22 protein-coding genes are annotated in these 24116 nt (G+C 73.4%); 20 read left to right on the top strand and 2 right to left on the bottom strand.

The features are described 5' to 3' along the window. Positions 1-137: 137 nt before the first annotated feature. Entirely contained in the window at positions 138-749 is a 612-nt protein-coding gene (locus MTR79_RS00905) for a hypothetical protein (RefSeq protein WP_086703581.1), read from the bottom strand. 335 nt (positions 750-1084) lie between these two features. On the opposite strand from MTR79_RS00905, the gene MTR79_RS00910 reads away from it, so the two are divergent. After that, a protein-coding gene (locus MTR79_RS00910) for an IS5 family transposase (protein WP_107115281.1) occupies positions 1085-1947 on the top strand; the annotation gives its coding sequence in 2 pieces (ribosomal slippage) (positions 1085-1441 and positions 1444-1947; 861 coding nt in all). Between the two features lie 17 nt (positions 1948-1964). Here the strand turns inward: MTR79_RS00910 and MTR79_RS00915 are convergent. Beyond that, positions 1965-3161 carry a pyridoxal phosphate-dependent aminotransferase gene (locus tag MTR79_RS00915; RefSeq protein WP_086703576.1) on the bottom strand — a complete coding sequence of 399 codons (1197 nt, stop codon included), beginning with the start codon at positions 3159-3161 and terminating at the stop codon, positions 1965-1967. An 820-nt stretch (positions 3162-3981) separates the two neighbouring features. On the opposite strand from MTR79_RS00915, the gene MTR79_RS00920 reads away from it, so the two are divergent. The 19 genes from MTR79_RS00920 (at position 3982) to MTR79_RS01010 (ending at position 24106) form a co-directional block, all read left to right on the top strand. Next, on the top strand, positions 3982-4515 hold the full coding sequence (locus MTR79_RS00920; protein ID WP_244788756.1) for a DUF2617 family protein: 534 nt from the start codon (positions 3982-3984) through the stop codon (positions 4513-4515). A gap of 59 nt (positions 4516-4574) precedes the next feature. After that, on the top strand, positions 4575-6263 hold the full coding sequence (locus MTR79_RS00925; protein WP_107500473.1) for a polyamine aminopropyltransferase: 1689 nt from the start codon (positions 4575-4577) through the stop codon (positions 6261-6263). 62 nt (positions 6264-6325) lie between these two features. Further along, entirely contained in the window at positions 6326-7612 is a 1287-nt protein-coding gene (locus tag MTR79_RS00930) for an SRPBCC domain-containing protein (protein ID WP_244788758.1), read from the top strand. Between the two features lie 522 nt (positions 7613-8134). After that, entirely contained in the window at positions 8135-8923 is a 789-nt protein-coding gene (locus MTR79_RS00935) for an aldose 1-epimerase (protein ID WP_244788760.1), read from the top strand. Positions 8924-8933: 10 nt separating this feature from the next. Next, positions 8934-9482 (top strand): orotate phosphoribosyltransferase, encoded by a 549-nt coding sequence (gene pyrE, locus MTR79_RS00940; RefSeq protein ID WP_086704043.1) that lies wholly within the window; start codon positions 8934-8936, stop codon positions 9480-9482. A 148-nt stretch (positions 9483-9630) separates the two neighbouring features. After that, the gene (gene fbaA / locus MTR79_RS00945; protein WP_048457049.1) at positions 9631-10662 is read left to right on the top strand and encodes a class II fructose-bisphosphate aldolase; all 1032 of its coding nucleotides are present in this window, start codon (positions 9631-9633) and stop codon (positions 10660-10662) included. Positions 10663-10743: 81 nt separating this feature from the next. After that, positions 10744-12213: an MFS transporter gene (locus MTR79_RS00950; RefSeq protein WP_086704045.1), complete on the top strand. Its 1470-nt coding sequence runs from the start codon at positions 10744-10746 to the stop codon at positions 12211-12213. Between the two features lie 17 nt (positions 12214-12230). Beyond that, positions 12231-12644, top strand: a complete 414-nt coding sequence (locus tag MTR79_RS00955; protein ID WP_086704046.1) for a DUF3151 domain-containing protein — start codon at positions 12231-12233, stop codon at positions 12642-12644. 165 nt (positions 12645-12809) lie between these two features. Beyond that, positions 12810-13640 carry a tryptophan 2,3-dioxygenase family protein gene (locus tag MTR79_RS00960; RefSeq protein ID WP_086704048.1) on the top strand — a complete coding sequence of 277 codons (831 nt, stop codon included), beginning with the start codon at positions 12810-12812 and terminating at the stop codon, positions 13638-13640. Beyond that, positions 13633-14835, top strand: a complete 1203-nt coding sequence (gene kynU, locus MTR79_RS00965; protein ID WP_244788763.1) for a kynureninase — start codon at positions 13633-13635, stop codon at positions 14833-14835. The genes MTR79_RS00960 and kynU overlap by 8 nt, the downstream gene beginning before the upstream one ends. Positions 14836-14995: 160 nt before the next feature. Beyond that, entirely contained in the window at positions 14996-15865 is an 870-nt protein-coding gene (locus MTR79_RS00970) for an alpha/beta hydrolase (RefSeq protein ID WP_189363833.1), read from the top strand. A 159-nt stretch (positions 15866-16024) separates the two neighbouring features. Beyond that, positions 16025-17041, top strand: a complete 1017-nt coding sequence (locus tag MTR79_RS00975; protein WP_086704052.1) for an alpha/beta hydrolase — start codon at positions 16025-16027, stop codon at positions 17039-17041. Then, positions 17038-18225: an acyltransferase gene (locus MTR79_RS00980; protein WP_244788765.1), complete on the top strand. Its 1188-nt coding sequence runs from the start codon at positions 17038-17040 to the stop codon at positions 18223-18225. Before MTR79_RS00975 ends, MTR79_RS00980 begins: the two co-directional genes overlap by 4 nt. Next, positions 18218-19540, top strand: coding sequence for a sensor histidine kinase (locus tag MTR79_RS00985; RefSeq protein WP_244788767.1), 1323 nt, complete (start codon positions 18218-18220; stop codon positions 19538-19540). Before MTR79_RS00980 ends, MTR79_RS00985 begins: the two co-directional genes overlap by 8 nt. Beyond that, complete coding sequence (locus tag MTR79_RS00990; protein ID WP_086704057.1) at positions 19537-20199, top strand: response regulator transcription factor; 663 nt, start codon at positions 19537-19539, stop codon at positions 20197-20199. Before MTR79_RS00985 ends, MTR79_RS00990 begins: the two co-directional genes overlap by 4 nt. Before the next feature lie 115 nt (positions 20200-20314). Continuing rightward, positions 20315-21709, top strand: a complete 1395-nt coding sequence (locus tag MTR79_RS00995) for a histidine kinase (protein ID WP_244788769.1) — start codon at positions 20315-20317, stop codon at positions 21707-21709. Continuing rightward, positions 21706-22371 (top strand): response regulator transcription factor, encoded by a 666-nt coding sequence (locus MTR79_RS01000; protein ID WP_048457041.1) that lies wholly within the window; start codon positions 21706-21708, stop codon positions 22369-22371. Before MTR79_RS00995 ends, MTR79_RS01000 begins: the two co-directional genes overlap by 4 nt. A 25-nt stretch (positions 22372-22396) precedes the next feature. Further along, positions 22397-22831, top strand: a complete 435-nt coding sequence (locus MTR79_RS01005; RefSeq protein ID WP_244788771.1) for a VOC family protein — start codon at positions 22397-22399, stop codon at positions 22829-22831. A gap of 54 nt (positions 22832-22885) precedes the next feature. Next, a complete protein-coding gene (locus MTR79_RS01010) occupies positions 22886-24106 on the top strand; it encodes a cytochrome P450 (RefSeq protein WP_086704061.1) in 1221 nt (406 codons plus the stop codon). Positions 24107-24116: the final 10 nt, after the last annotated feature.

A 24116-nucleotide genomic window follows, 5' to 3' on the forward strand; every position in this document is an offset into this window, starting at 1 on the left:
GCATCGCATCGTGGTGAAGAGAGCCGCCCGTGATCGTGTGGCGGACTCCAGGTGCGGGCCGCGGGCCGTGCTTGCCTGGGCCGGGCACTGAGCCGTTCCGTCCTGTCCAGGCGGGTTCCGTCGGTGGTCCGCCGTCGTCACCGTGGGGCGGGGGCCCAGGGGGCGAGCAGGTCGCGCAGCAGCTCGGCGAAGGCGTTGTCCAGGGTGTCCTCCCGGCATCGGTCGCCGACGGCGTCGGGGCACAGGGCGGCCGGCCGGGCGATCCACAGGATCTTCCAGGGTCTGGAGCCCAGTTCGGAATCGCCCCAGACGCCCCCGTGCGGGTGGAGGGGGTGCAGCAGGTCGCCGATGCGTTCCACCGCGTCCTGCGTCAGCGGGCCCGTCGCCGCCGTGTACGCCGCCGAGAAGACCTCAGGGGAGGAGCGTGCGACGGCCGCCGTGGTCGGGTGACGTCGGACGGTCCGGACGACCTCCGTCAGGTGCGCGGTGATGCCCGCAACGGTGCCGTCGCTCGGGCAGGTGCGCTGCGCCGTGACGAAGGCCTGCGCCAGTTCCGCCCGCAGCGCGCGCAGGTGGAGTGCGGAGGCGGTCTTCCAGTTGCTGTAGAGGAAGGCCCGTGTGGTGCCGCAGCCGCGGGCGATGGCGGTCAGGGACACGTCCAGGCCACCGGTGCGCATGAGGGCGCGCACCGTGCTGATGACGTGCCCGGTGCTGTAGGGGTTGTGGCCGTAGCTGAAACGCGAGCTCATGTCGGCCACTGTGCTGAACGGCGTGAACAGTGGACGGCGGAATGTCGTTCGACCACTCAGATGAGCGATGCGTGAACAGCGAGAGCCGAAGTGTTCACGCTTTTCGGTGAGGGTGTCACTCCTCGAGGGCGGCGACGAACGCGGCTCGTCCGACTCACGAGAAGAGCACCGCCGACCCGTCCGGCACCTTGGAGTCCCGAAGGGGGACGTCTGCGGGCAGCCATCGCCGGATACGACGGACACGCGGCGGACAGGGTCGGCCCGCCGCTCCCTCTGTGTCCCGTGCGGACTAGGGTCCGTCTTCAAAGATCATTCAGGTGGTGGATCATGGTGGAGTGGTACGTCGTCATGAACTCACTGACCAGGAGTGGGAGTTGCTCGCTCCGCTGATACCGCGGGCCGCGACGGGCCGGCCCCGGGTGTCGGACCGGCAGGTCATCAACGGGATGGTCTACAAGATCCGCACCGGGATCTCGTGGCGTGACCTGCCCGAACGCTACGGGCCTTGGCAGACGGTCTACACCCGCTTCCGCCGCTACGCGATCGACGGGGTGTTCACCCGGGCCCTGCAGCAGATCCAGGCCCGGGCCGACGCCGCCGGTGACATCGACTGGCTGGTCCAGATCGACTCCACCATCGTCCGCGCCCACCAGCACGCCGCCGCCACCGGCCGAAAAGGGGGAATCAGCGGCCGGACGAACCGGACGATCACGCCCTCGGCCGATCCCGGGGCGGACTGACCACCAAGGTCCACCTCGCGTGCGACGGCAAGGGCCGTCCTCTGGCCCTCCTCGTCACGCCGGGCCAGCGCCATGACAGTGTCTGCGCACGCATCCTGCTCGAACGCATCCGCGTTCCCCGCAGCAGCCTCGGCCGGCCACGCTGCCGACCCGACCAGGTCATCGCGGACAAGGCCTACAGCTCCCGCGGTTTCCGCGCCTACCTGCGGCGACGCGGCATCGCGCACACCATTCCCGAGAAGGCCGACCAGCGGCGGCACCGACTGCGGCGCGGGAGCCGCGGCGGTCGACCGCCAGGGTTCGACCGGGAGACTTACCGCCGGCGCAACCTCGTCGAGCGCTGCTTCAACCGGCTCAAGGGCTTCCGCGGCATCGCGACCAGATACGACAAGACCGCCACCTCATACGAGGCAGCGGTCAGTCTCGCGTCGCTCCTGCTCTGGGCAAGATCCGTTTGAAGACGGACTCTAGCTGACTACGTCCGATTGCGCAGGTCAGAAAGTCTGTCGCTCGCTTCGCGCAACATATCCGCACGCTTGCAGAAGGCGAAGCGGACGAACGGCGCTCCCATCTCCCGGTGGTCGTAGAAGACCGCCGTGGGGATGGCGACGACGCCCGCGCGCTCCGGGAGGGCGCGGCAGAAGGCGACGCCGTCGGACTCGCCCAGGGGACGGATGTCCGCGGTGACGAAGTAGGTGCCGGACGGGCGGTAGACGGTCAGTCCGGCGTCCTCCAGGCCGGCCGCGAGGACGTCCCGCTTGGCGAGCATGTCCGCGCGGAAGTCCGTGAAGTACGACTCGGGCAGGGCGAGCGCCTCGGCGACCGCGTACTGGAAGGGGCCAGCGGAGACGTAGGTGAGGTACTGCTTGGCCGAGCGGACGGCCGTGACCAGCTCGGGGGAGGCGGTGATCCAGCCGACCTTCCAGCCGGTGAACGAGAACGTCTTGCCCGCACTGCTGATGGTGACCGTGCGGTCCCGCATGCCGGGGAAGGAGGCCAGCGGGACGTGCTCGGCGTCGTCGAACACCAGGTGTTCGTAGACCTCGTCGGTGACGACGAGCAGATCCCGCTCGACGGCCAGTTCGGCGATCGACGCCAGCTCCTCGCGGGTGAGGACCGTGCCGGTCGGGTTGTGCGGGGTGTTGATCAGCAGGAGGCGGGTGCGGTCGGTGACGGCGTCACGCAGCTCGTCCAGGTCGAGACGGAAGCGGCCCTCGCTCGGGCGGAGCGTGACGGGGACGCGGGTGCCGCCCGCCATGGCGATGCTGGCAGCGTAGGAGTCGTAGTACGGCTCCAGCGCGATCACCTCGTCGCCCGGCTCGACCAGCGCCAGCAGGGAGGCGGCGATCGCCTCGGTGGCGCCGGCGGTGACCAGCACCTCCGTGTCGGGGTCGAAGGACAGGCCGTACCGGCGCTGCTGGTGGGCGGCCACCGCGGTGCGCAGCTCGGGGATGCCGGGCCCCGGCGGGTACTGGTTGCCGCGCCCGTCCCGCAGCGCCCGCACGGCGGCCTCCCTGACCTCCTCCGGGCCGTCGGTGTCGGGGAATCCCTGCCCGAGATTGATGGCCCCGGTGCGCAGGGCCAGCGCCGACATCTCGGCGAAGACCGTCGTCCCGAACTCCGCGAGGCGACGGTTGAGAAGAGGACGATCACTGGAGGTCATGCGGGCAATCCTCCGCCGGATCGGAGCCGTCCTCAACTCACCCGCACCGACGCGTGCGTGTGGAACCTCTGGAGTTCCTCAACTCTGCTTTGGCCCGGAAGCGGGGAGGGCATGACCCGGTCACACCGTGAACCAGGCACCCACGGGGGGATGCCACGGGGGATCACGGGGGGACACGGAAGGAGGGTGACGCCATGATGGTCGGCATCATCCTGGTCGGTGGGTTCGTCCTGCTCGTGATGTTCGCCGCGCGGGCGTCCCGGGGCTCCGGAGCGGGGTCGAGGCGCCGAGGCAGCTACTCCGGCGGGGACTCCGGCGGCGGCTGGTGGGCCGGGGACAGCGGGGGCGGCCACAGCTGCGGATCGTCCTCCGGCGGAGGCTCGTCCTGCGGAGGCGGGTCGTCCTGCGGAGGGGGCGGATGCGGCGGTGGAGGCAGCTGACACGGGGCAGCGCGGCTCCACTTCGGGAGAACGCATCCGCGGCAGCGGGGTCCGCACCTGGGGCGGGCCCCGCTGTGGTGTCTCCGGAGGTGGTGAAGCATTCGGTTCCGGTTGGTGTCTTGTGCGCCGGGCTGCGCCATAACCGGCGGCGTACGCCGGAGTTGAACACGTGAGCTGTGGAGCCCCCGAGGGGATGGAAAGCCCACGAAGTTGGGTAAAAACGCTGTGGTGGCGGCACAGTTCATGATTCCCTATAAAACAACCATCGCAGCCATCGGATCTCCCCGCGGACCCTCTTCCGGCCGGGTGACCGGGCTGACGGGCCGAGTCCCCGGTCCCCGGGGTGCGCGGACCCGAATCTCTCCCCTGTGTGCTTGCGGAGCCGATCCATGCTCACGACCCTGAACACCGCCTACTCAGATACGCGCGCCGCCGATCTCGCCTGGGCTCTGGGCCGCGAGCCGCTTCCGGCGCTGGCCACCCTTGACCTGGAACTCCACGGCCTCAAGCTCCAGTTGAGGCTGCTCGGGGCCTCCCACCAGGTGCTTCTGGAGGAGGAGCGGGGCCTCTGCTCCGAGACGGTGGCGTGCATCCCGGGCAGCAGCACGCCGCTGCCGCTCGGTGTGGCCAAGCGGGTGGACGACTGGGAGTACGAGTTCGCCGCCCGGGTGGAGGAGCTCCCTCCGGGAGCCTTCGCCGGCCGGGCGCAGGAGCTGCTCGCCCTGGTCTCCGACCACCCGCAGGGCCTCGCAGGGGTCTTCCCCGGGAGCCCGCACGCGTTCACCGCGATGCTCGCCCGCTGTCACGAGGGTCAGGTTCACTGGCGCACCTGGCACGCCTACCCGCAGGACGGCCAGCTCGTGGCCACCCGGACCCGGGTCGGAGCGCGCGTCACCGCCCACGCCGGGGCCGTCCGGGCGTAAACAATTATCACGCGTGTGGGTGACGTTGTGCGATGAGTACGTGACGTAACGTCCCTGGGGTGATCGATCGGCAGGCCCCCGTTCCGCCAGGCTCGACGCAGACCTGGGACGGGCCGGACGGCCCCCTGGCGGACGGCCCGGGCGTCGCGGGGAGCGTGGTGCCGCTGCCCGTGCGGCAGGGCACCGGGCGGTGGCTGGTTCTCGCCGGGGTGTTCGTCTGCGCGGCGTGCGGTCTGGTGTACGAGCTGGAACTCGTCGCGCTCGCCACGTACTTGATGGGCGACTCCATCGCCCAGACCTCCGTCGTGCTGTCCGTGATGGTCTTCGCCATGGGCATCGGCTCCCTCGCCGCGAAGCGGCTGCGGCGGCACGCGGCGGCCGGGTTCGGCGCGATCGAGGCAACCCTCGCGCTGGTCGGCGGAGGCAGCGCGATGGCGCTGTACGCGGTGTTCGCCTGGACCGGCGACTGGGGCGGGATGTGGGCCGACGGCCCGCGCTGTCTGCTCGTCGCGTTCTCCCTCGCCACCGGGCTGCTCATCGGCGCCGAAGTGCCGCTGCTGATGGAGCTGATCCAGCGGATCCGGCGGCAGGACGCGGGCGGCGCGGTCGCCGACCTGTCCGCCGCGGACTACGTCGGCGCGCTGGTCGGCGGACTCGCCTTTCCCTTCCTCCTCCTGCCCGTACTCGGCCAGTTGACGGGCGCCCTCATCACCGGCGCGGTCAACGCCGTCGTCGGCGGCGCGCTGGTCCTCGGGCTGTTCCGGCACGACCTCAGCCGGCGGGCCCGCCGCCTGCTGCTCACCGCCAACATCTGCGTGCTCACGCTGCTCGCCTCGGCGGCCGTCCTCGTCGACGACTTCGAACGGGCCGCCCGGCACGCGCTGTACGGCGCGGACGTCCGCGTCGCCGTGCACACCGACGTGCAGGAGGTGCTGCTCACCGGCGGGCGGGACGGGCGGCCGCTCAACCTGTTCCTCGACGGGCGGCTGCGGGTCAGCGGACGCGACGAACTCCGTTACCACGAGGCTCTCGTGCACCCCGCGATGACCGGGCGGCACGCGCGCGTGCTGGTGCTCGGCGGGGGTGACGGGCTCGCCGCCCGCGAGGTGCTGCGCCATCCGGGCGTCCGGCGGGTCGACGTCGTCGCGCTCGACCCGGGCGTGGTGCGGCTGGCCCGCACCGACCCCGCCCTGTCCCGGCTCAACGCGCACTCCCTCGACGACCCCCGCGTCCACGTGGTCACCGCCGACACCTTCGACTGGCTGCGGACCGCGCCGACGGCCGCGTACGACGTCGTCGTGTCCGACCTGCCGCACCCCGGGATCACCGCCAGCACCAAGCTGTACGCACAGGAGTTCTACGGGCTGGCCCGGCAGGTGCTCGCCCCGGGCGGGCGGCTCGTGGTGCACGGGGGCGCGGTGGAGTCCCGGCCCCGTGACTTCTGGACCCTCGACGCCACCCTGCGCGCGGCCGGCCTGCGCACCACCGCGTACCGGGTGCGCGGACGGCAGGCCGGGTACGCGGCCGGACCCGACCGGGGGCCCGCGGACGGGGCCCGCGCCCACCGCGACTGGGGGTTCGTGCTGGCCGCCGACCGGCACACCCCGCGGCCCCGCCTCGACCCGGCCGGGCCCCGGCCCCGGACGCTCACCGACGCGTCCCTCGCGGCGGACGTCCGAGCGGCGGAACGCACCCGCGTCCCCGGACTCCCGCCGTCCACCCTGGTCCACCCCCGGTACAGCGACTGACGCGCCGCGACTTCTCACGGACGGGGGTGCGGTACGGCGTGGCGTGGGTAGGCTCCGCACTCATGGAGCACGAGGTGTTCGTTCCGGTCGAGGCGCAGCGGCTCAGGGAGGTGCTGGACGACCCCGCGCGGGTCGCCCGGGCGGTGCCCGGGCTCCAGCACGACGCCGGTGCGGAACCCGTCACCGGACGGCTGAAGGTACGGATCGGCGGCTCCTCCATCACCTACCGCGGGTCGGTACGGGTGTCCGCGCAGGACGACGGCGTCTATGCGGTCGAGGGCGAGGCGTCCGAGTCCCGGGGCGACGGAACGGTCCGGCTGTCCCTGCGGCTGACCCCGCGCCCCGCCGACGCGGGCACGGCGCTCGTCGTCACGGGCACCGCCACGGCGGACGGCCGCGTGACGGACCTCCCTCAGGACGCGGTCACCTCGGCGGTCACCCGCCTCCTGAACCGCTTCGCGGAAAACCTGGCAACGGCGGCGGAGGAGTCGGCCCCGCCGGAGTCCCCCGAGCAGCTGACGGCCGGGGACGCGGCGGAGGATAGGCAGGGTCCGCGGGAGTCTCCGGAGCAGCTGGCGGCCGGGAACGAGGCGGAGAATACGCCGGGTCCGCCGGAGTCCCCCGAGCAGCTCGCGGTCGGCGACTTCGAACCCGGCGCCACGACGGACTTCGAGACGACCCCCGACGCGGAAGACGCCCCTCCGCCACCACCGCAACAGCCGAGCGACACCGTCCCGGACACGCCGTCCGAACCGGCGACGGCCTCCGGCCCCAGCGCCGAGGGCGGTCCCGCCGCCAGCACCGCGCCTGCACCGGAGGGCGACTCCGGCCCCGGGACCGAGCAGGGGCCGGACGCCGTGTCCGGTCCGGAGGGCGACGCCTCGCCGGGGACCGAGCCTGCTTCGGGCACCACGCCCGCCCCGGAGGGGGACGGCCAGGGGGGCGAGTCCGCTCCTGACGCCGTGCCCGGCCCGGGGGCCGGGACGGGGCCGGAACCCGCGTCCCCTCGGGACGCCGAGTCCGCCCCCGAGCCGGAGGCTTCCGGCACCGGTCCCGTGCCGCCCACGCCCGAGCCGCTCGACGCGGAGTTCGGAGGCGGCATCGACGGGCGGCCGCTCCCCGGTGACGACGATGACGACTCCCTCGCGGAGGCCGCGCACGCGCGGCGGACGATGATCGGGCGCAGCGCCGAGGAGGTCGACCACGCACCCCCGCGCGGCCGCTACGCCCCGGTCCCGGCCCCCCAGACGGTCGCGTCCTCCGCCCCCCTCCGTTGGGCGGCCCCCGCAGCGGCGCTGGCGGTCGCCTCGGCCGTGGTCGCCATCCGCGCCCTGCGCCGCCGCCGCTGACGCCGCCGAGGCGACGGGCTGTCTGCCACCCGCCGGGCGCCCTGCCTGGCCCAGGACTTCGCAGGCACGAGCGGCCCGGGTCGCGCACCGGGGCCGGGCTCGCGCCGCGCGGCCGTATCGGCGACCCCGGTGCGCCGCACGGCCGCCTCGGCGACCTCGGCGGGCCGGGCGGCGGGGACCAGCCCGGCCCAGGTCGCGCACCGGGACCGCGCTCTCCCTGGTGCTTCGAGGCGCGCACGTTCCAGCCGCCGGCGCCGAGCCCCCATGCCGTGAGCGCAGGTGCCCCCAGATGCCGTGCCAGGTGCGCGGCACGCCTCACCCCGCGCCGGGGCGCCGGGGTTCAGCCCGGAAGGCGGACCCTGCGGTCCCCGTGCCAGGCCCCGGTCTTCCCCGCGCCGGAAGCGCGGACCCTGCCCGCGCCCGTGGCGGAGGCGCCCGCCTCCCACCGTCCCGCCGGAGGCGTACCCACCGTCCCGCCGGAGGCGTACCCCACGTGAGTGATCGCCCCAGTAGGGTCGAGGCGTGAGTAACGAACACATCACGCTGACCGCGGGTGACGCGGAGGTGGACGTGCTGCCGGGGAACGGCGGGCGGGTCGGGGGGCTGCGGCTCGGGGGTGTGGAGCTGTTGCGGCAGGGGGAGCGGTTCGGGTGTTTCCCGATGGTCCCCTGGTGCGGGCGGCTGCGCGACGGCCGGTTCCGGGACGGCGCCGCCGTGCGGCAGATGCCGCTCAACGCGCCCCCGCACGCCATTCACGGCACCGCGCGCAACGCCCCCTGGCGCACCGCGCGCAAGAGCAGCGACGAGGCCGTGCTGACGTACGACCTGACGGACCCGTGGCCGTACCCGGGGCGGGTCACCCAGCAGGTGTCGCTCACCGGGGACGCCCTGACGCTCACCATGAGCGTCGAGACGCACGGCTCGTCGTTCCCCGCCCAGATCGGCTGGCACCCGTGGTTCCTGCGCAACCTCGGCGGGGAGGACGTGACAATCGACTTCGACCCCGCCTGGCAGGAGGAACGCGGCGAGGACCACCTGCCCACGGGACGCCGCATCGACCCGAGGCCCGGCCCGTGGGACGACTGCTTCGGGATGCCCGACGGCGTCGACGTCACCCTCACCTGGCCGGGGCAGCTGAAGCTGAAGGTGACCAGCCGCGAGCACTGGGTCGTCGTCTACGACGAACAGCGGGAAGCCGTCTGCGTGGAGCCGCAGACCGGGCCGCCGGACGGGCTGAACACCCACCCGCGCCTGGTCACCCCGCTGGAGCCGCTGGAGGCCTCCACGACCTGGACCTGGACCCGGCTTTAAGCTGACAGGCATGACGGACACTCGCGGCGCGCTGCTGCAGCAGATCAAGGACAAGGCCGTGGTGCACGGCAAGGTGACCCTCTCCTCCGGTCTGGAGGCCGACTACTACGTCGACCTGCGCCGCATCACCCTCGACGGCGAGGCCGCCCCGCTGGTCGGTCAGGTGCTGCTGGACCTGACCGAGGAACTGGAGTTCGACGCGGTGGGCGGGCTCACCATGGGCGCCGACCCCGTCGCCGCCGCCATGCTGCACGCCGCCGCCGCGCGCGGCCGCAAGCTGGACGCGTTCGTCGTGCGCAAGGCCGCCAAGGCGCACGGTCTGCAGCGCCGCGTGGAGGGCCCGGACATCGAGGGCCGCCGCGTGCTGGTCGTGGAGGACACCTCCACCACCGGCGGCTCCCCGCTCACCGCCGTGGAGGCCGTGCGTGAGGCCGGCGGCGAGGTCGTGGCCGTGGCGACGATCGTCGACCGGGCCACCGGCGCCGCCGAGAAGATCCGCGAAGGCGCCGGGGTGCCGTACCTGTTCGCCTTCTCCAAGGACGAACTCGGCCTGGACTGACCGGCCCCGCCTTCCACAGGGCGGACGGCAGGATGGACGTTCCGGCCGAGTCTGGAAGGATGTGACCGACAATGACGTCGCATCCAAGGTTCCAGGTCAGGGCCGACAGTACGCAGCACCCCACCCCGCACTCTTAAGGAGCGGACAGATGCCCATCGCAACTCCCGAGGTCTACAACGAGATGCTCGACCGGGCGAAGGCAGGCAAGTTCGCCTACCCGGCCATCAACGTCACCTCGTCCCAGACCCTGCACGCGGCTCTGCGCGGCTTCGCCGAGGCGGAGAGCGACGGCATCGTGCAGATCTCCACGGGCGGTGCCGAGTTCCTGGGCGGCCAGCACAACAAGGACATGGTGACCGGCGCCGTCGCGCTCGCCGAGTTCGCGCACATCGTCGCCGAGAAGTACGACGTCAACATCGCCCTGCACACGGACCACTGCCCGAAGGACAAGCTCGACGGGTACGTGCGTCCGCTGCTCTCGGTGTCCGAGGAGCGCGTCAAGGCCGGCCGTAACCCGCTGTTCCAGTCCCACATGTGGGACGGTTCCGCGGAGACCCTCGCGGACAACCTGTCCATCGCGCAGGAACTGCTGGAGCGCGCCCAGGCCGCCAAGATCATCCTCGAGGTCGAGATCACCCCGACCGGCGGCGAGGAGGACGGCGTCTCCCACGAGATCAACGACTCCCTCTACACGACGGTCGACGACGCGATCCGCACCGCCGAGGCGCTGGGCCTGGGCGACAAGGGCCGCTACCTGCTCGCCGCCTCCTTCGGCAACGTGCACGGCGTGTACAAGCCGGGCAACGTCGTCCTCCGGCCCGAGCTGCTGAAGGAGCTCAACGAGGGCGTCGCCGCCAAGTACGGCAAGCCGGCCGGCGCGCAGCCGTTCGACTTCGTGTTCCACGGCGGCTCGGGCTCCACCGAGGAGGAGATCCGCACCGCCCTGGAGAACGGCGTCGTCAAGATGAACATCGACACCGACACCCAGTACGCGTTCACGCGTCCGGTCGCGGACCACATGTTCCGCAACTACGACGGCGTCCTCAAGGTCGACGGCGAGGTCGGCGACAAGAAGACCTACGACCCGCGCACCTGGGGCAAGCTGGCCGAGGCGTCGATGGCCGCCCGCGTCCTGGAGGCCTGCAAGCACCTGCGCTCGACGGGCACCCGCATCAAGTAACCCGCGCGCCCGGCCCGCACGCACGCACACGAATGAGCCCGGCACCTGCCCAGGTGCCGGGCTCTTCCGTATGCTCCCGGTATGCCCGATGTCCGGCTGGCGTCCCCCCAGGGCAGGTGGATCCTGTTCACCACGGTCCTCGGCTCCGGCATGGCCCTGCTCGACTCGACCGTCGTCAACGTCGCCCTGCCGCGCATCGGCGAGGACCTCGACGCCGACCTCGCCGCGCTCCAGTGGACCGTCAACGCCTATCTGGTCACGCTGGCCGGGCTGATCCTGCTGGGCGGGGCGCTGGGCGACCGGTTCGGACGGCGCCGGGTCTTCGTCGTCGGTGTGCTCTGGTTCGCCGCCGCCTCCCTGCTGTGCGGGATCGCGCCGAACGAGGGCGTGTTGATCGCGGCCCGGGCGCTCCAGGGCGCGGGCGGGGCGCTGCTCACCCCCGGCTCGCTCGCGCTGATCCAGGCGTCCTTCCACCCCGACGACCGGGGCCGCGCGGTCGGCCTGTGGTCCGGTTTCGGCGGCATCGGGGCGGCCGTGGGCCCGTTCCTCGGCGGCTGGCTGGTGGACGGGCCCGGCTGGCGCTGGGTGTTCCTGATCAACGTGCCGCTCGCCCTGCTGTGCGCGCCGGTGGCCCTGCGCCATGTGCCGGAGTCGTCGGGCGGACCGGCGGAGGGACGCTTCGACGTGTTCGGCGCGGCGCTCGGCGCGGTCGCGCTCGCGCTGGTGACGTACGCGCTGATCGGGGCCGGTGACGGGTCGCCGCTGGTCGTCGTGTCCGCGGTGGCGGGGCTCGCCGCCGCCGTCGGTTTCGTGCTGGTGGAGAAGCGGCGGCCGGGTCCGATGATGCCGCTGGAGATCTTCGCGTCCCGCCAGTTCTCCGCCGTCAACGGCGTCACCCTGTGCGTGTACGCGGCGTTCGGCGGGTTCTTCTTCCTCGCCGCGCTCCAGCTCCAGGTCGCAGTCGGCTGGTCCGCCCTCGCCGCGGGGACGGCCCTGCTGCCGACGACCGCCCTGATGCTGCTGCTCTCCGCCCGCTCGGGCGAGCTGGCGGACCGGATCGGACCGCGCCTGCCCCTCACCGTAGGCCCGCTGCTGTGCGCCGCCGGGGTGCTGATGATGCTGCGGGTCGGGCCCGGCGCCTCGTACGCGGCCGACGTGCTGCCGGCGCTGCTCGTGCTGGGCCTCGGCATGGTCGCCCTGGTCGCGCCGCTCACGGCGTCCGTGCTGGCGTCCGTGGACGTCGCGCGGGCGGGCCTGGCCAGCGGGGTCAACAACGCGGCCGCCCGGGCCGCCGGACTGCTGGCGGTGGCCGCGCTGCCGCTGCTCGCCGGGATGGGCCCGGAGGCGTTCCGGCAGCCGGAGCGGTTCGACGCCGCCTTCGACCGGGCGATGCTGCTGTGCGCGGGCATCCTGGTGATCGGCGCGCTCCTCGCCGCGGCGACCGTGCGCCGTCCCGCACCGGGCTGCCGGCGCCCCGAGTGCCGTACCCACGGCAGTGTGGCCGTGCCCCCGCTGGAGGCGGACCCGCGCCGGGGGAGCAGCATCGCCTGATGTACGAGACTGGACCCATGTCCATTCACGAGAACCTCCTCGGGGGCCCGCCCCCGACCCACCTCCCCGACGACCCCGAGCCGCGTGAGCTGCTGGCGTCCGGCGCCACCGCCGCCGAGGTCGCCGGCCGGTACCCCACCTCCTCGCTTGCCTGGGCGCGGCTCGCCGACGAGGCGTTCGAGCGGGACAGCGTCGTCGAGTCCTACGCGTACGCCCGCACGGGCTACCACCGCGGCCTGGACGCGCTGCGCCGCAACGGCTGGAAGGGCCACGGCCCCGTGCCGTGGGAGCACGAGCCGAACCGCGGCTTCCTGCGCGCCCTGCACGCCCTCGCCCGCGCCGCGCAGGCGATCGGTGAGCAGGAGGAGTACGAGCGCTGCAGCCAGTTCCTGAAGGACTCCTCGCCCACGGCGGCCCAGGTCCTGGGCTGAACCGGCCGGAAAACGGAATGTGATCACAGCGAGGCCCGTCTGCTCGGCAGGCGGGCCTTGCGGCGGTGGGGGACGATTGCGCAGGATGCACCGTGGGGACCGGGGCCCCCGTGCCGGTAACGGCAGGGGCGGACCGCTACCCGGAGAACATTTCAGGAGACAGCGATGTCCCACGAGGCTCACGAGCCCGAGACCCCGCATCTCGACTTCCAAGGGACGACCCCCTACGAGGACTACGTCAAGGCCGACGTCCTCACCCACCTCCAGCACACCCTCTCGGACGATCCCGGAGAGATGGTCTTCCTGGTCACCACCCAGGTGATGGAGCTGTGGTTCACCGTGATCGTGCACGAGTGGGAGACCGCGGCGCAGGCGCTGCGCCGCGACGACGTGCCGACCGCGGTCGACGCGCTGCGCCGCTCACGGCGCGAACTGGAGGCGCTGAACGCCTCCTGGCGGCCGCTGGCCGGACTCACCCCGGCCCAGTTCAACTCCTACCGGAGCGCCCTCGGCGAGGGCTCCGGCTTCCAGTCGGCGATGTACCGGCGCATGGAGTTCCTGCTCGGTGACAAGTCCGCGTCGATGCTCGTCCCGCACCGGGGAGCGCCGCGGGTGCACGCCGAGCTGGAGAAGGCCCTGCACGAGCCCAGCCTCTACGACGAGGTGCTGCGGTTCCTCGCCCGGCGTGGCCACCCCGTGCCCAAGGACGTGCTGGAGCGCGACGTGTCGCGGAAGTACGAGCCGTCGCGTGAGGTCGAGGAGATCTGGACGTCCGTCTACGCGGGCGACGAGCGGGACGAGGTGGCGCGGCTCGGCGAGGCGCTGACCGACGTCGCCGAACTGGTGTGGCGCTGGCGCAACGACCACTTGGTCGCCACCCGCCGGGCCATGGGAGCCAAGACCGGGACAGGAGGGTCCGCCGGAGTGGCCTGGCTGGAGAAGCGGGCGCAGAAGAGCGTCTTCCCCGAGCTGTGGACGGCGCGGTCCTATGTCTGAGCTGACACGGAAGGCGGAGAAGCTGGACGCGGGCGACGAGCTCGCCGCCAAGCGCGCGGAGTTCGTCCTCGACGGGCCCGAGGGCGCGGTCTACCTGGACGGCAACTCGCTGGGCGCGCTGCCCGTCGCCGTGCCCGGCCGGGTCGCGGACGTGGTCGGCCGCCAGTGGGGCGAGATGCGCATCCGCTCCTGGACGGAGAGCGGCTGGTGGACGGCGCCGGAGCGGATCGGCGACCGGGTCGCCCCGCTGGTCGGCGCGGCGGCCGGGCAGATCGTGGTGGGCGACTCCACCAGCGTCAACGTGTTCAAGGCGCTGGTCGGCGCGGTGCGGCTGGCCCAGGAGACCGGTCCGGGCCGGGACGAGATCCTGGTCGACGCGACCACGTTCCCGACGGACGGCTACATCGCCGGGTCGGCGGCCCGCATGACCGGCTGCACGCTGCGTCCCGTGGAGCCCTCGGAGGTGTCGGGCGCGCTCGGGGAGCGCACGGCCGCCGTGCTGCTCAACCACGTGGACTACCGCACCGGCCGGCTGCACGACCTGCCGTCGCTCACGGCGGCCGCGCACGCGGCGGGCGCGTACGCCGTCTGGGACCTGTGCCACAGTGCGGGCGCGCTGCCGGTCGGCCTGGACGCGCACGGCGTTGACCTGGCCGTCGGCTGCACCTACAAGTACCTCAACGGCGGCCCCGGATCGCCCGCGTACCTGTACGTGCGGGCGGACCTCCAGGACCGCTTCGACTCCCCGCTGCCGGGCTGGAACTCGCACGCGGAGCCCTTCGGGATGCGCTCCGACTACGCGCCGGCGGAGGGCGCGGTGCGCGGGCGGGTCGGCACCCCCGACATCCTCTCCATGCTCGCCCTGGAGGCGGCGCTCGAGGTGTGGGACGGGGTGACGGTCGAGGCGGTCCGCGCCAAGTCCCTCGCCCTGACCGACTTCTTCCTGGAGTGCGTCGGGGAGTACGTCCCCGAGGGCCGCGTGGAGTGCCTCACCCCGCTGCCGCACACGGAGCGGGGCAGCCAGGTGGCCCTGCGCTGTCCGGACGCGGGACCGGTGATGCGGCGGCTCATCGACCGGGGCGTGGTCGGCGACTTCCGCCACCCGGACGTGCTCCGCTTCGGATTCACCCCGCTCTACGTCGGTTTCGCCGACGTGGAACGGGCCGCGCGGGCACTCGCCGAGGAGCTGGGCTGACCCGACGGGGCCGGGACGGCGGTGTTCCGGCCCCGTTCCCGCCGGTCAGGCGGGGCCTCCTGGTGAGAGGGGCGGGTGCAGTGCTGGTACCGTCCCGCCCGAACGGCCGTGTACACGCCCGGTCCGGTCGAACCACGTTGTATCGCTGAGAGGTTGGAGCATGACGGACGACGTCGCAGCCGCCCGGGCCGCCGCCGAGGAGAAGTCGGCCTTCTCCCACCCGCCGGTCGATCCGGACGCCACGGCGGCCTACGGCGACGACCCCGACCACGTCATCGACTTCTGGACGCCGCGCGGCGGGAGCGGATCCGCGCCGGTGGTCGTCGTCCTGCACGGCGGCGCCTGGCGCGCCCCCTACGACCGGCGTCACATCAGCCCGTTCGCCGCGTTCCTCGCGCACCGCGGCTTCGCCGTGGCCAGCGTCGAATACCGGCGCGGAGCGGCCGGGGCGGACGGCGGCGACCCGGTGGCCGGACGCTGGCCCGACACCTTCGACGACGTCGCCGCCGCGCTGGACGCCCTTCCCGCGCTGATACGCGAGCACCTCCCGGCGGGTGACCCGCGCCGCGTCGTCCTCACTGGCCACTCCGCGGGCGGGCACCTCGCCCTGTGGGCCGCCGCCCGGCACGTCCTGCCCGCCGGTTCGCCCTGGCGCACCGACGCCCCGGCGCCCCTGCGCGGGGTCGTCGCCCTCGCCCCCGTCGCGGACCTCGAGGTCGCCGACAAGCTCGGCGTGTGCGGCGGTGCCATCCGCGAACTCCTCGGCGGTGACGACCACTTCGCCGAGCGCAGGCCGCACGCCGACCCGGCGCTGCTGCTGCCCACCGGTATCGCCACCACCCTCGTCCAGGGCCGCGCCGACATCGAAGTCCCGCACGCGGTCGCCGAGTCGTACGCGGACGCGGCGGCGAAGGCCGGCGAGGTCGTCGGGGTCACCCTGCTGCCGGACGTCGGCCATTTCCCGCTCATCGATCCCGCGGCGGACGCCTGCGCGGTCGTCGCGGAGGAGATCGCCCAGCTCGCGTGGTGAGCCCAACTCCGCCTACAGGCAAGCTTCGTCGTACCCCTAGTACCTGAGAGCTACCCCGCGGATGAGTCCCCCGGTGGGACGCGGGTTACCGACCACGCTCCGTAACTTCCCTTCCTGACAGGCCCGATGGGCGGGCGGACGGGAAGGGAAGCGGCGACGATGGAACAGGGGCGCGAGCGGGGGACTCCCGGCACGAGACCGGACGGGGCGGAGACCACGGCACACCGCCCGGCGGGCCGGCTGCGGCGTGGTCTGCTCGCCGCGCTCGTCGCCGCCGCCGTGGCCGTGCCCCTCGCCGGGGCCGCCGGCCCGCAGGCGCCCGCCCCGCCGCCCGCCCAGCTCGCGCCCCCGGCCGTCGCCGGACTCGACGCTACCTACGCCGCCCACCGGGCCAACGCCGCCGAGGCGGCCCGCACCGCGGCCGACCACGGGTACCGGGACCGCGCGGCCGTCGAACGCGCCCTGGCCCAAGCGCAGTTGCTGTATTTCGACGGACGTGGCGCCGGCCTGGTCACCGAGGTCCTCGGCGACCTCGCGCACGCCGACCGCGTCGCCGTCCTGGTCCCCGGGTCCGACACCGGCATCGACACCTACGACCGCTTCCGCGCCACCGCCCTCGCCCTGCACCAGCGGCTGAACCGTGAAGCGCCCACCGGAGTCCGCACGGCGGTCGTGGCGTGGCTCGGCTACGAGACACCCGGCACGGTCAGCCCCTCCGTCGCGACGACCGGCCGCGCGGAGGAGGCGGCACCCGAACTGCGTGCGTTCGTCGAGGACCTGCGGTCGGTCGCCGCCCCCCGCGCCCGTGTCTCCCTGCTCTGCCACTCCTACGGCTCCGTCGTCTGCGCGCGGGCCGCCGCCGGACTCGACGTCGACGACCTGGTCTTCCTCGGCAGCCCCGGCACCGGCGCCGATACCGCCGCCGATCTGCGCACCCGCGCCCGGGTGTGGGCCGCGCGCGGCGCCGGCGACTGGGTCGAGCACGTCCCGCACCTCGACGCCGCCCTGTTCGGCACCACCGTCGGCTTCGGCACCGACCCCGTGTCCGAGGAGTACGGCGCCCGCGTCTTCGCCGCCGGCGACGGCGGACACAGCGACTACTTCGCCCCCGGCTCCCTCTCCCTGGCCACCCTCACCCGCATCGTCCTCGGCCACACCCAGGAGGTGACCCGATGACCCGCCTCACCGTCGCGCTACGCGACACCGCCGCCCGCGTCGACGCGGCCACACCCGCCCACCGTGACCGCGCCGTCGACGCCCTGCGTGCCTTCGCCGTGCTCGGCGTGGTCCTCGGGCACTGGCTGGTCACCGCGCTGGTCGCGGACGGGCGCAGCCTGCGCGCCGCGAGCCCGCTCCAGCACATGCCCTGGCTGGCCCCGGTGTCCTGGGCCTTCCAGACCCTCGCCGTGTTCTTCCTGGTCGGCGGGCACGTCGCGACCCGCTCGTACGCCTCGGCGCGGGAGCGCGGGACGCCGTACCGGCGGTGGCTGCACGCCCGGCTGGCGCGGCTGTTCGGGCCGGTCGTCGCACTCCTCACCCTGTGGACGGTCGTGACGCTCGCGCTGCTGCTGTCCGACGCCGAGTACGGGACCGTGCGGACGCTGGTGAAGCTGGCGCTGTCCCCGATGTGGTTCCTGCTGGTCTTCGCCGTCCTCACGGCCGCGACCCCGCTGGTCGCCCGGCTGCATCCGCTGTGGCCGTCGGCCGTCGTCCTCCACGTCGACGTGCTCCGCTTCGGCCTCGGCGCCCCCGACGGACTGGGCTGGCTGAACCTCGCCGCGGGCTGGCTGGTGCCGTACACGCTGGGCGCGGCCTGGGCCCGGGGCGAGCTGGACGGCCGCAGGTCCGGGTGGGTGCTGCTGGGCGGCGGTACGGCGGCGACGGCGGCACTGGTCGCATGGGCGGGGTATCCGGCCGCGATGGTCGGGGTGCCGGGCGCCGAGGTGTCCAACCTCAACCCGCCGACCCTGGCCGCCGTCACCTTCGGTCTCGCCCAGTGCGGGCTCGCGCTGCTGCTGCGGGACCGGCTGCGCCACGCGATGCGCAGTCCGGTCGCGTGGGCGGCGGTGGCGCTGGTCAACCTGTCCGCGATGACGGTTTTCCTGTGGCACCAGACCGCCCTGATGGCCACCACCGCCGCGCTTCTCCCGGCAGGCCCGCTGCCCGGCCTGCACACCGTCCCCGAGGGCCTGGGCTGGGCCGCCGCCCGGCTGCCCTGGCTGGTCGCCTTCGTCCTCGCCCTCGCGGTGTGCGGGGCGGCGTTCCGCACCTGGGAACGGGGCGGAGGCCGGCGGCGCCTGCGGCCGTCGAAGGTGGTCCGCGCACACCACCCTGTGACCGGGAGGGCCCCGCATGTCTAGTCTGAACGGCGTGGTGGACACGGGGGCGGAGCACATACGGCGGTGGCTGGGCATCCTGCGCGACGACCTGCTGACCGCGCGGGTCGACCCCATGCCGCCGTCGATGTGGCTGCGGTGGCTTCCGCACGGGGTCGTATGGATCGTCGCCGTCGTCCTGACCATCGTGGGAGCCGTTCAACTGAACGATCAGGGAGGGCTGGACCTCGGCTACTCCATGCTGCTCGGGGTGGGGCAGGGCTGTGCGGCCGTCCTCGCGCTGCGGCGGCCGGTGCCGGCGCTGTGGCTGTCGCTCGGCGCCACGCTGGCCGTCGCCGTACTGACGCGCCGCATGCTGATGGCCGGCCAGATCGACGGTTTCGCGTGGCCCTGGACCGCGTGGGCCGTCGTGGCCCACCTGCTCGTGCTGCTGCTGCTCGCCCTGCGCGTGCCCACCCGGGTGTCGGTCGAGGCGCTGTTCCTGACGGGGCTGTTCACCTACGCCCTCCAGGGCCTGTGGGGGGCGTGGAACTACGCGCCCACCGGCCAGGTCACCGTTGCGCTGTCAGCGGTCGTGGTCGTCCTCGGCATCGCCCTGCGCGGCCGCCGCGAGGCCCGCGCCGAGCTGGAGCAGCAGACCACGCTCACCGCCGAGGAGCGGGCCCGTCGCACGCTGCTGGAGGAACGCAGCCGCATCGCACGGGAGCTGCACGACGTGGTGGCACACCACATGTCGGTCATCTCCATCCAGGCGCAGGTCGCTCCGCACCTCGTACGGAACCCGCCCGACGAGCTGAGGGAGAACCTAGCCGGCATCCGGCAGAACGCCGTCGAGGCGCTCACCGAACTGCGCCGCGTCCTCGACGTGCTGCGCTCCGAACACCCCGCCCCCGGCGAGCGCGCGCACGCCCCGCAGCCCACCCTGGGCCGGCTGGAGGCGCTGGTGGAGAACACCCGCGCCGCCGGACTCACCGTGACCACCGAGGTCACCGGCGCACGCCGGCCGCTGCCGCCCGGCGTGGAGCTGTCCGCGTACCGGATCGTGCAGGAGGCGCTGAGCAACGTGCTGCGGCACGCGCCCGGCGCCACCGCGCACGTCACCCTCGCCTACGGGCCGCGCGCCCTGCGGGTGGAGGTGGTGAACACCGCCCCCACCCGGGAGGCGCCGCCGTCCGCCGGTGCCGGGCACGGGCTGCTCGGCATGCGGGAGCGGGCGGTCATGCTGGGCGGCACGCTCACCGCCGGGCCCTGGTCAGGACGCGGCTACCGCGTCGCGGCCCGCCTTCCCGTGTCCGCACCTTCCGCCACCGACCCCCTTCCCCAGGACGGCGCCGCATGATCCGCGTACTGATCGCCGACGACCAGCAGATGGTCCGGCAGGGCTTCACGGTGCTGCTGAACACGCAGCCCGACATCGAGGTCGTCGGCCAGGCGGTGAACGGGATCGAGGCGGTCGAGAAGGTCGGTGAACTCCCCCCGGACGTCGTCCTGATGGACATTCGCATGCCCGAACTCGGCGGCATCGAGGCCACCGCCCGCATCACCGCCGCCCACCCCGAGGTGAAGGTGCTGGTGCTGACCACCTTCGACCTCGACGAGTACGTGTACGAGGCGCTGCGCGCGGGCGCCTCCGGGTTCCTCCTCAAGGACGCCTCCGCCGAGCAGCTCGCCGAGGCGGTGCGGGTGGTGGCCGCCGGGGACGCGTTGCTCGCGCCGGGCGTCACCCGGCGGCTGATCGCCGAGTTCTCCCGGCTCGACCCCCGGCCCCGCACTCCCCTGCGCCAGAGGGTCGGCGACCTCACCGAGCGGGAGACGGAGGTCCTGTCGCTGATCGCGCAGGGCCTGTCGAACGCGGAGATCGCGGTACGGCTGGTGGTGGCCGAGCAGACCGTGAAGACGCACGTCGGCCGCATCCTGGTGAAGCTGGGCCTGCGCGACCGCACCCAGGCGGCGGTGTTCGCCTACGAGTCGGGGCTGGTGCGTCCCTCCGGTTACTGAGCCCGCGCGTACCGTGGCGTAACCCCGCGTGGCCTGCGTAGTACTTCAGACGGACGCCCCGGAACCCCTCTCAGCGGGGACGACCGGGCTCACCCGCTCGGCCTACCGTGTGAGCGTGACCGAGACGACGCACCAGCAGTCCCCGCGCACCGGGGACGGTGACCGCAGCCCGGAGTACCGGCTGGCCCAGAACGCCCTCCAGGGGCTGCGCCAGGACCTGTTCCACGACCCCTTCGCCTACCGCCCGCTGGGGCGCCGTCCCGCGGACGGCCCGCTCCTGCGCCGGCTGCCCGCGCGGATGCGCACGGCCGCGGAGCGCCTCCCGCACGCGGTGGTGGGGGCGATCGCGCTGCTCACCCTGATGGTCGGCGCCGTCTCCGGCAGCGAGCCGGGCGGCGACGGGCGGGCCCTGCTGGCCGGACTGCTGTGCGCGGTCCCCGTGGTCGTCACCCTGTCCCGGCCGGTCGGCGCGTTCTGGCTGTCCCTCGCGTCGGGCCCGCTGACCGCGCTGCTCAACGGCGCCGGGTCCGACTGGCCGTGGATGCCCGGCTCGTTCGTCTCCCACCTCACCGTCCTGGTGGTGGTGGCGCTGCGCACCCGGCCCCGCACCGCCGTGTGGATGTGGGGCGTCACCGCCCTGTACGCCGTGTTCGGGGACATCATCTTCGGCGGGTCGTACTACTACTCCAACGGCGCCCCGATGCTGGTCCTCTCGGCGTTCGCCCTGCTCCTGGTCTGTCTCTGGCACGTCCGGCACACCGCGCAGCAGGAGGTCACCGCCCAGCAGACGGTCACCGCGCAGGAGCGGTCCCGGCGCACGCTGCTGGAGGAGCGCACCACCATCGCCCGCGAGCTGCACGACGTGGTGGCTCACCACATGTCGGTGGTCGCCATCCAGGCCGAGGCCGCGCCGTACCGGGTGGAGAACCCGCCGGAGGAGCTGGAACGCGCCTTCGCCACCATCCGGGAGAACGCCGTCGCCGCCCTCACCGAGCTGCGCCGCATCCTCGGCGTGGTCCGCGCCGAGGACTACGAGGCTCCCGACGCCCCGCAGCCCACCCTCGCCGACCTGGACGCCCTCCTGGTCAACGTGCGGGGCGCCGGGCTGACCGTGGAGAAGGTGGTGACCGGCGCGGTGCGGGAGCTGCCGCAGGGCGTGGAGCTGTCTGCGTACCGGATCGTGCAGGAGGCGCTGAGCAACAGCCTGCGGCACGCGCCCGGCGCGAGCGCCCGCGTGGAGATCGGGTACGTCCTCGGCGGTCTGGGGGTCCGGGTCGTCAACGGCCCGATGCCCGAGGCGAGCCTGGTGAAGCCCACCCGTCACCCGGCCACCGCCCCTGACGGAGGGCTTCGCCCGCCTTCTCCGATCGGCGCCGGTCACGGCATCACCGGCATGCGGGAGCGGGTCGCCATGCTGGACGGTGAGATGACCGCCGGGCCGACCGAGGACGGCGGCTACGAGGTCGCGGTGTTCCTGCCGGTCGCCGCGGTGAACGAGGGTGACGCATGACCATTCGCGTGCTGATCGCGGACGACCAGATGATGGTCCGCGAGGGCTTCTCGGTGCTGCTCAACGCGATGCCGGACATCGAGGTCGTCGGCGAGGCCGTCAACGGCCGTCAGGCGGTCGACAAGGTCCGCGAACTCGCCCCCGACGTCGTCCTGATGGACATCCGCATGCCGGAGCTGAACGGCATCGAGGCGACCCGCGAGATCGTCGCCGCGGACGGCGCGGCCAAGGTGCTGGTCCTGACCACCTTCGACCTCGACGAGTACGTCTACCAGGCGCTGCGCGCGGGCGCCTCCGGCTTCCTCCTCAAGGACGCCTCCGCCCGCCGGCTCGCCGACGGCGTCCGGGTCGTCGCGGCCGGCGAGGCGCTGCTCGCCCCGTCGGTCACCCGGCGGCTGATCACCGAGTTCTCCAAGCTTTCCGACGTGCCCAGGGTGCTGCCGTCCGCGCAGGCCGCGTACGGGGACCTCACCGAGCGGGAGACGGAGGTGCTGGTGCTGATCGCGCAGGGCCTGTCGAACGCGGAGATCGCCGGACGGCTGGTGGTCGCCGAGTCGACGATCAAGACGCACGTCAGCCGCATCCTGGTGAAGCTGGGCCTGCGCGACCGCACCCAGGCGGCCGTCTTCGCCTACGAGGCGCGTCTCGTCACGCCGGGCTGAGCCGGTGCGGCCTAGGGTGAGGCGCATGGAACAGCGCATCACCCTGATCACGCTGGGCGTCACCGGCCTCGCCCGCTCGAAGGCCTTCTACGAGGCGTTGGGCTGGCGGGGCCAGGAGGTCCAGGGGACGGTCTTCTTCCAGGCGGGCGGTCTCGGACTGGTCCTGTGGGGCCGGGAGAAGCTGGCCCGGGACTCCGGCCTCGCCCCCGGGACACCGGGCGGCTTCGGCGGCATCGTCCTCGCGCACAACGTCCGCTCCGACGCCGAGGTCGACGAGCTGCTCGCGGCGGCCGACCTGGCCGGGGGCACGGTCACCAAGCCGGCCGTGTTCAACGAGATCGGCTTCTACTCCGGCGTCTTCACCGACCCCGACGGCCACGCCTGGGAGGTCGCCCACAACCCCGGCCTCCCGCTCGCCGAGGACGGCACGGTCACCCTCCCCGACTTCGGCGCCGCCTGACGGACCGCCCGGCACCCCTGGTCAGAGGGAGGGGCGGCGGACTACCGTCCGTCCATGGCAGTCGCTTCCGACCTCGCATTCGACCCGTGGGACCCCGCGTTCGTCGCCGACCCGTACCCCGCCTACGCCGAGCTGCGGGAACAGGGCCGGGTACGGTACTTCGAGCCGACCGACCAGTGGCTGGTCGCCCACCACGCGGACGTCTCGGCGCTGTTGCGCGACCGGCGCCTGGGGCGCACCTACCTGCACCGGTTCAGCCACGAGGAGTTCGGCCGCACCCCGCCCCCGCCGGAGCACGAGCCGTTCCACACGCTCAACGACCACGGCATGCTCGACCTCGAACCGCCGGACCACACCCGCATCCGCCGCCTGGTGTCCAAGGCGTTCACCCCGCGCACGGTCGAGCGCCTGCGGCCGTACGTGCGCACGCTCGCCGACGAGCTGGTGGCGGGCCTCGTCGAAGCGGGCGGGGGCGACCTGCTGCGGGACGTCGCCGAGCCGCTGCCGGTCGCGGTGATCGCGGAGATGCTGGGCATCCCTGAGTCCGACCGCGCGCCGCTGCGCCCCTGGTCGGCGGACATCTGCGGGATGTACGAGCTGAACCCGTCCGAGGAGGCCGCGGCGAAGGCGGTCCGCGCGTCGGCCGAGTTCTCGGACTACCTGCGCGACCTGATCGCCGAGCGCCGCAAGAACCCCGGCGACGACCTGATCTCCGGTCTGATCGCCGCCCACGACGAGGGCGACCGGCTCACCGAGCAGGAGATGATCTCCACCTGTGTCCTGCTGCTCAACGCGGGCCACGAGGCGACCGTGAACTCGACGGTCAACGGCTGGTGGGCGCTGTTCCGCCACCCCGACCAGCTCGCCGCCCTGCGCGCCGACCACTCCCTCGTCCCCACCGCCGTCGAGGAGCTGATGCGCTTCGACACCCCGCTCCAGCTCTTCGAACGCTGGGTACTGGACGAGATCGAGATCGACGGCCAGGTGATCCCGCGCGGCGCGGAGATCGCGATGCTGTTCGGCTCCGCCAACCACGACCCGGCCGTCTTCGCCGACCCGTCCCGCCTGGACCTCGCCCGCCGCGACAACCCGCACATCTCGTTCAGCGCGGGCATCCACTACTGCATCGGCGCGCCCCTGGCCCGCATCGAACTGGCCGCCTCGATGACAGCCCTCCTGGAGCGGGCCCCCACCCTCCGTCCGGCCGCGGAGCCGGTCCGCAAGCCGAACTTCGTGATCAGGGGGCTGGAGGGGCTGGCCGTGGAACTGGGTTGATCATCCGCCC

The sequence above is a fragment of the Streptomyces sp. BJ20 genome, assembly GCF_022869105.1.
GTDB lineage: Bacteria > Actinomycetota > Actinomycetes > Streptomycetales > Streptomycetaceae > Streptomyces > Streptomyces griseoincarnatus.

Bases quoted from the DNA above. Each gene is read 5' to 3' on its own strand.
- MTR79_RS00905 (WP_086703581.1), bottom strand. From the start codon at position 749: ATGAGCTCGCGTTTCAGCTACGGCCACAACCCCTACAGCACCGGGCAC.
- MTR79_RS00920 (WP_244788756.1), top strand. From the start codon at position 3,982: ATGCTCACGACCCTGAACACCGCCTACTCAGATACGCGCGCCGCCGAT.
- MTR79_RS00930 (WP_244788758.1), top strand. From the start codon at position 6,326: ATGGAGCACGAGGTGTTCGTTCCGGTCGAGGCGCAGCGGCTCAGGGAG.
- pyrE (WP_086704043.1), top strand. From the start codon at position 8,934: ATGACGGACACTCGCGGCGCGCTGCTGCAGCAGATCAAGGACAAGGCC.
- fbaA (WP_048457049.1), top strand. From the start codon at position 9,631: ATGCCCATCGCAACTCCCGAGGTCTACAACGAGATGCTCGACCGGGCG.
- MTR79_RS00950 (WP_086704045.1), top strand. From the start codon at position 10,744: ATGCCCGATGTCCGGCTGGCGTCCCCCCAGGGCAGGTGGATCCTGTTC.
- MTR79_RS00955 (WP_086704046.1), top strand. From the start codon at position 12,231: ATGTCCATTCACGAGAACCTCCTCGGGGGCCCGCCCCCGACCCACCTC.
- MTR79_RS00960 (WP_086704048.1), top strand. From the start codon at position 12,810: ATGTCCCACGAGGCTCACGAGCCCGAGACCCCGCATCTCGACTTCCAA.
- kynU (WP_244788763.1), top strand. From the start codon at position 13,633: ATGTCTGAGCTGACACGGAAGGCGGAGAAGCTGGACGCGGGCGACGAG.
- MTR79_RS00970 (WP_189363833.1), top strand. From the start codon at position 14,996: ATGACGGACGACGTCGCAGCCGCCCGGGCCGCCGCCGAGGAGAAGTCG.
- MTR79_RS00975 (WP_086704052.1), top strand. From the start codon at position 16,025: ATGGAACAGGGGCGCGAGCGGGGGACTCCCGGCACGAGACCGGACGGG.
- MTR79_RS00980 (WP_244788765.1), top strand. From the start codon at position 17,038: ATGACCCGCCTCACCGTCGCGCTACGCGACACCGCCGCCCGCGTCGAC.
- MTR79_RS00985 (WP_244788767.1), top strand. From the start codon at position 18,218: ATGTCTAGTCTGAACGGCGTGGTGGACACGGGGGCGGAGCACATACGG.
- MTR79_RS00990 (WP_086704057.1), top strand. From the start codon at position 19,537: ATGATCCGCGTACTGATCGCCGACGACCAGCAGATGGTCCGGCAGGGC.
- MTR79_RS01000 (WP_048457041.1), top strand. From the start codon at position 21,706: ATGACCATTCGCGTGCTGATCGCGGACGACCAGATGATGGTCCGCGAG.
- MTR79_RS01005 (WP_244788771.1), top strand. From the start codon at position 22,397: ATGGAACAGCGCATCACCCTGATCACGCTGGGCGTCACCGGCCTCGCC.
- MTR79_RS01010 (WP_086704061.1), top strand. From the start codon at position 22,886: ATGGCAGTCGCTTCCGACCTCGCATTCGACCCGTGGGACCCCGCGTTC.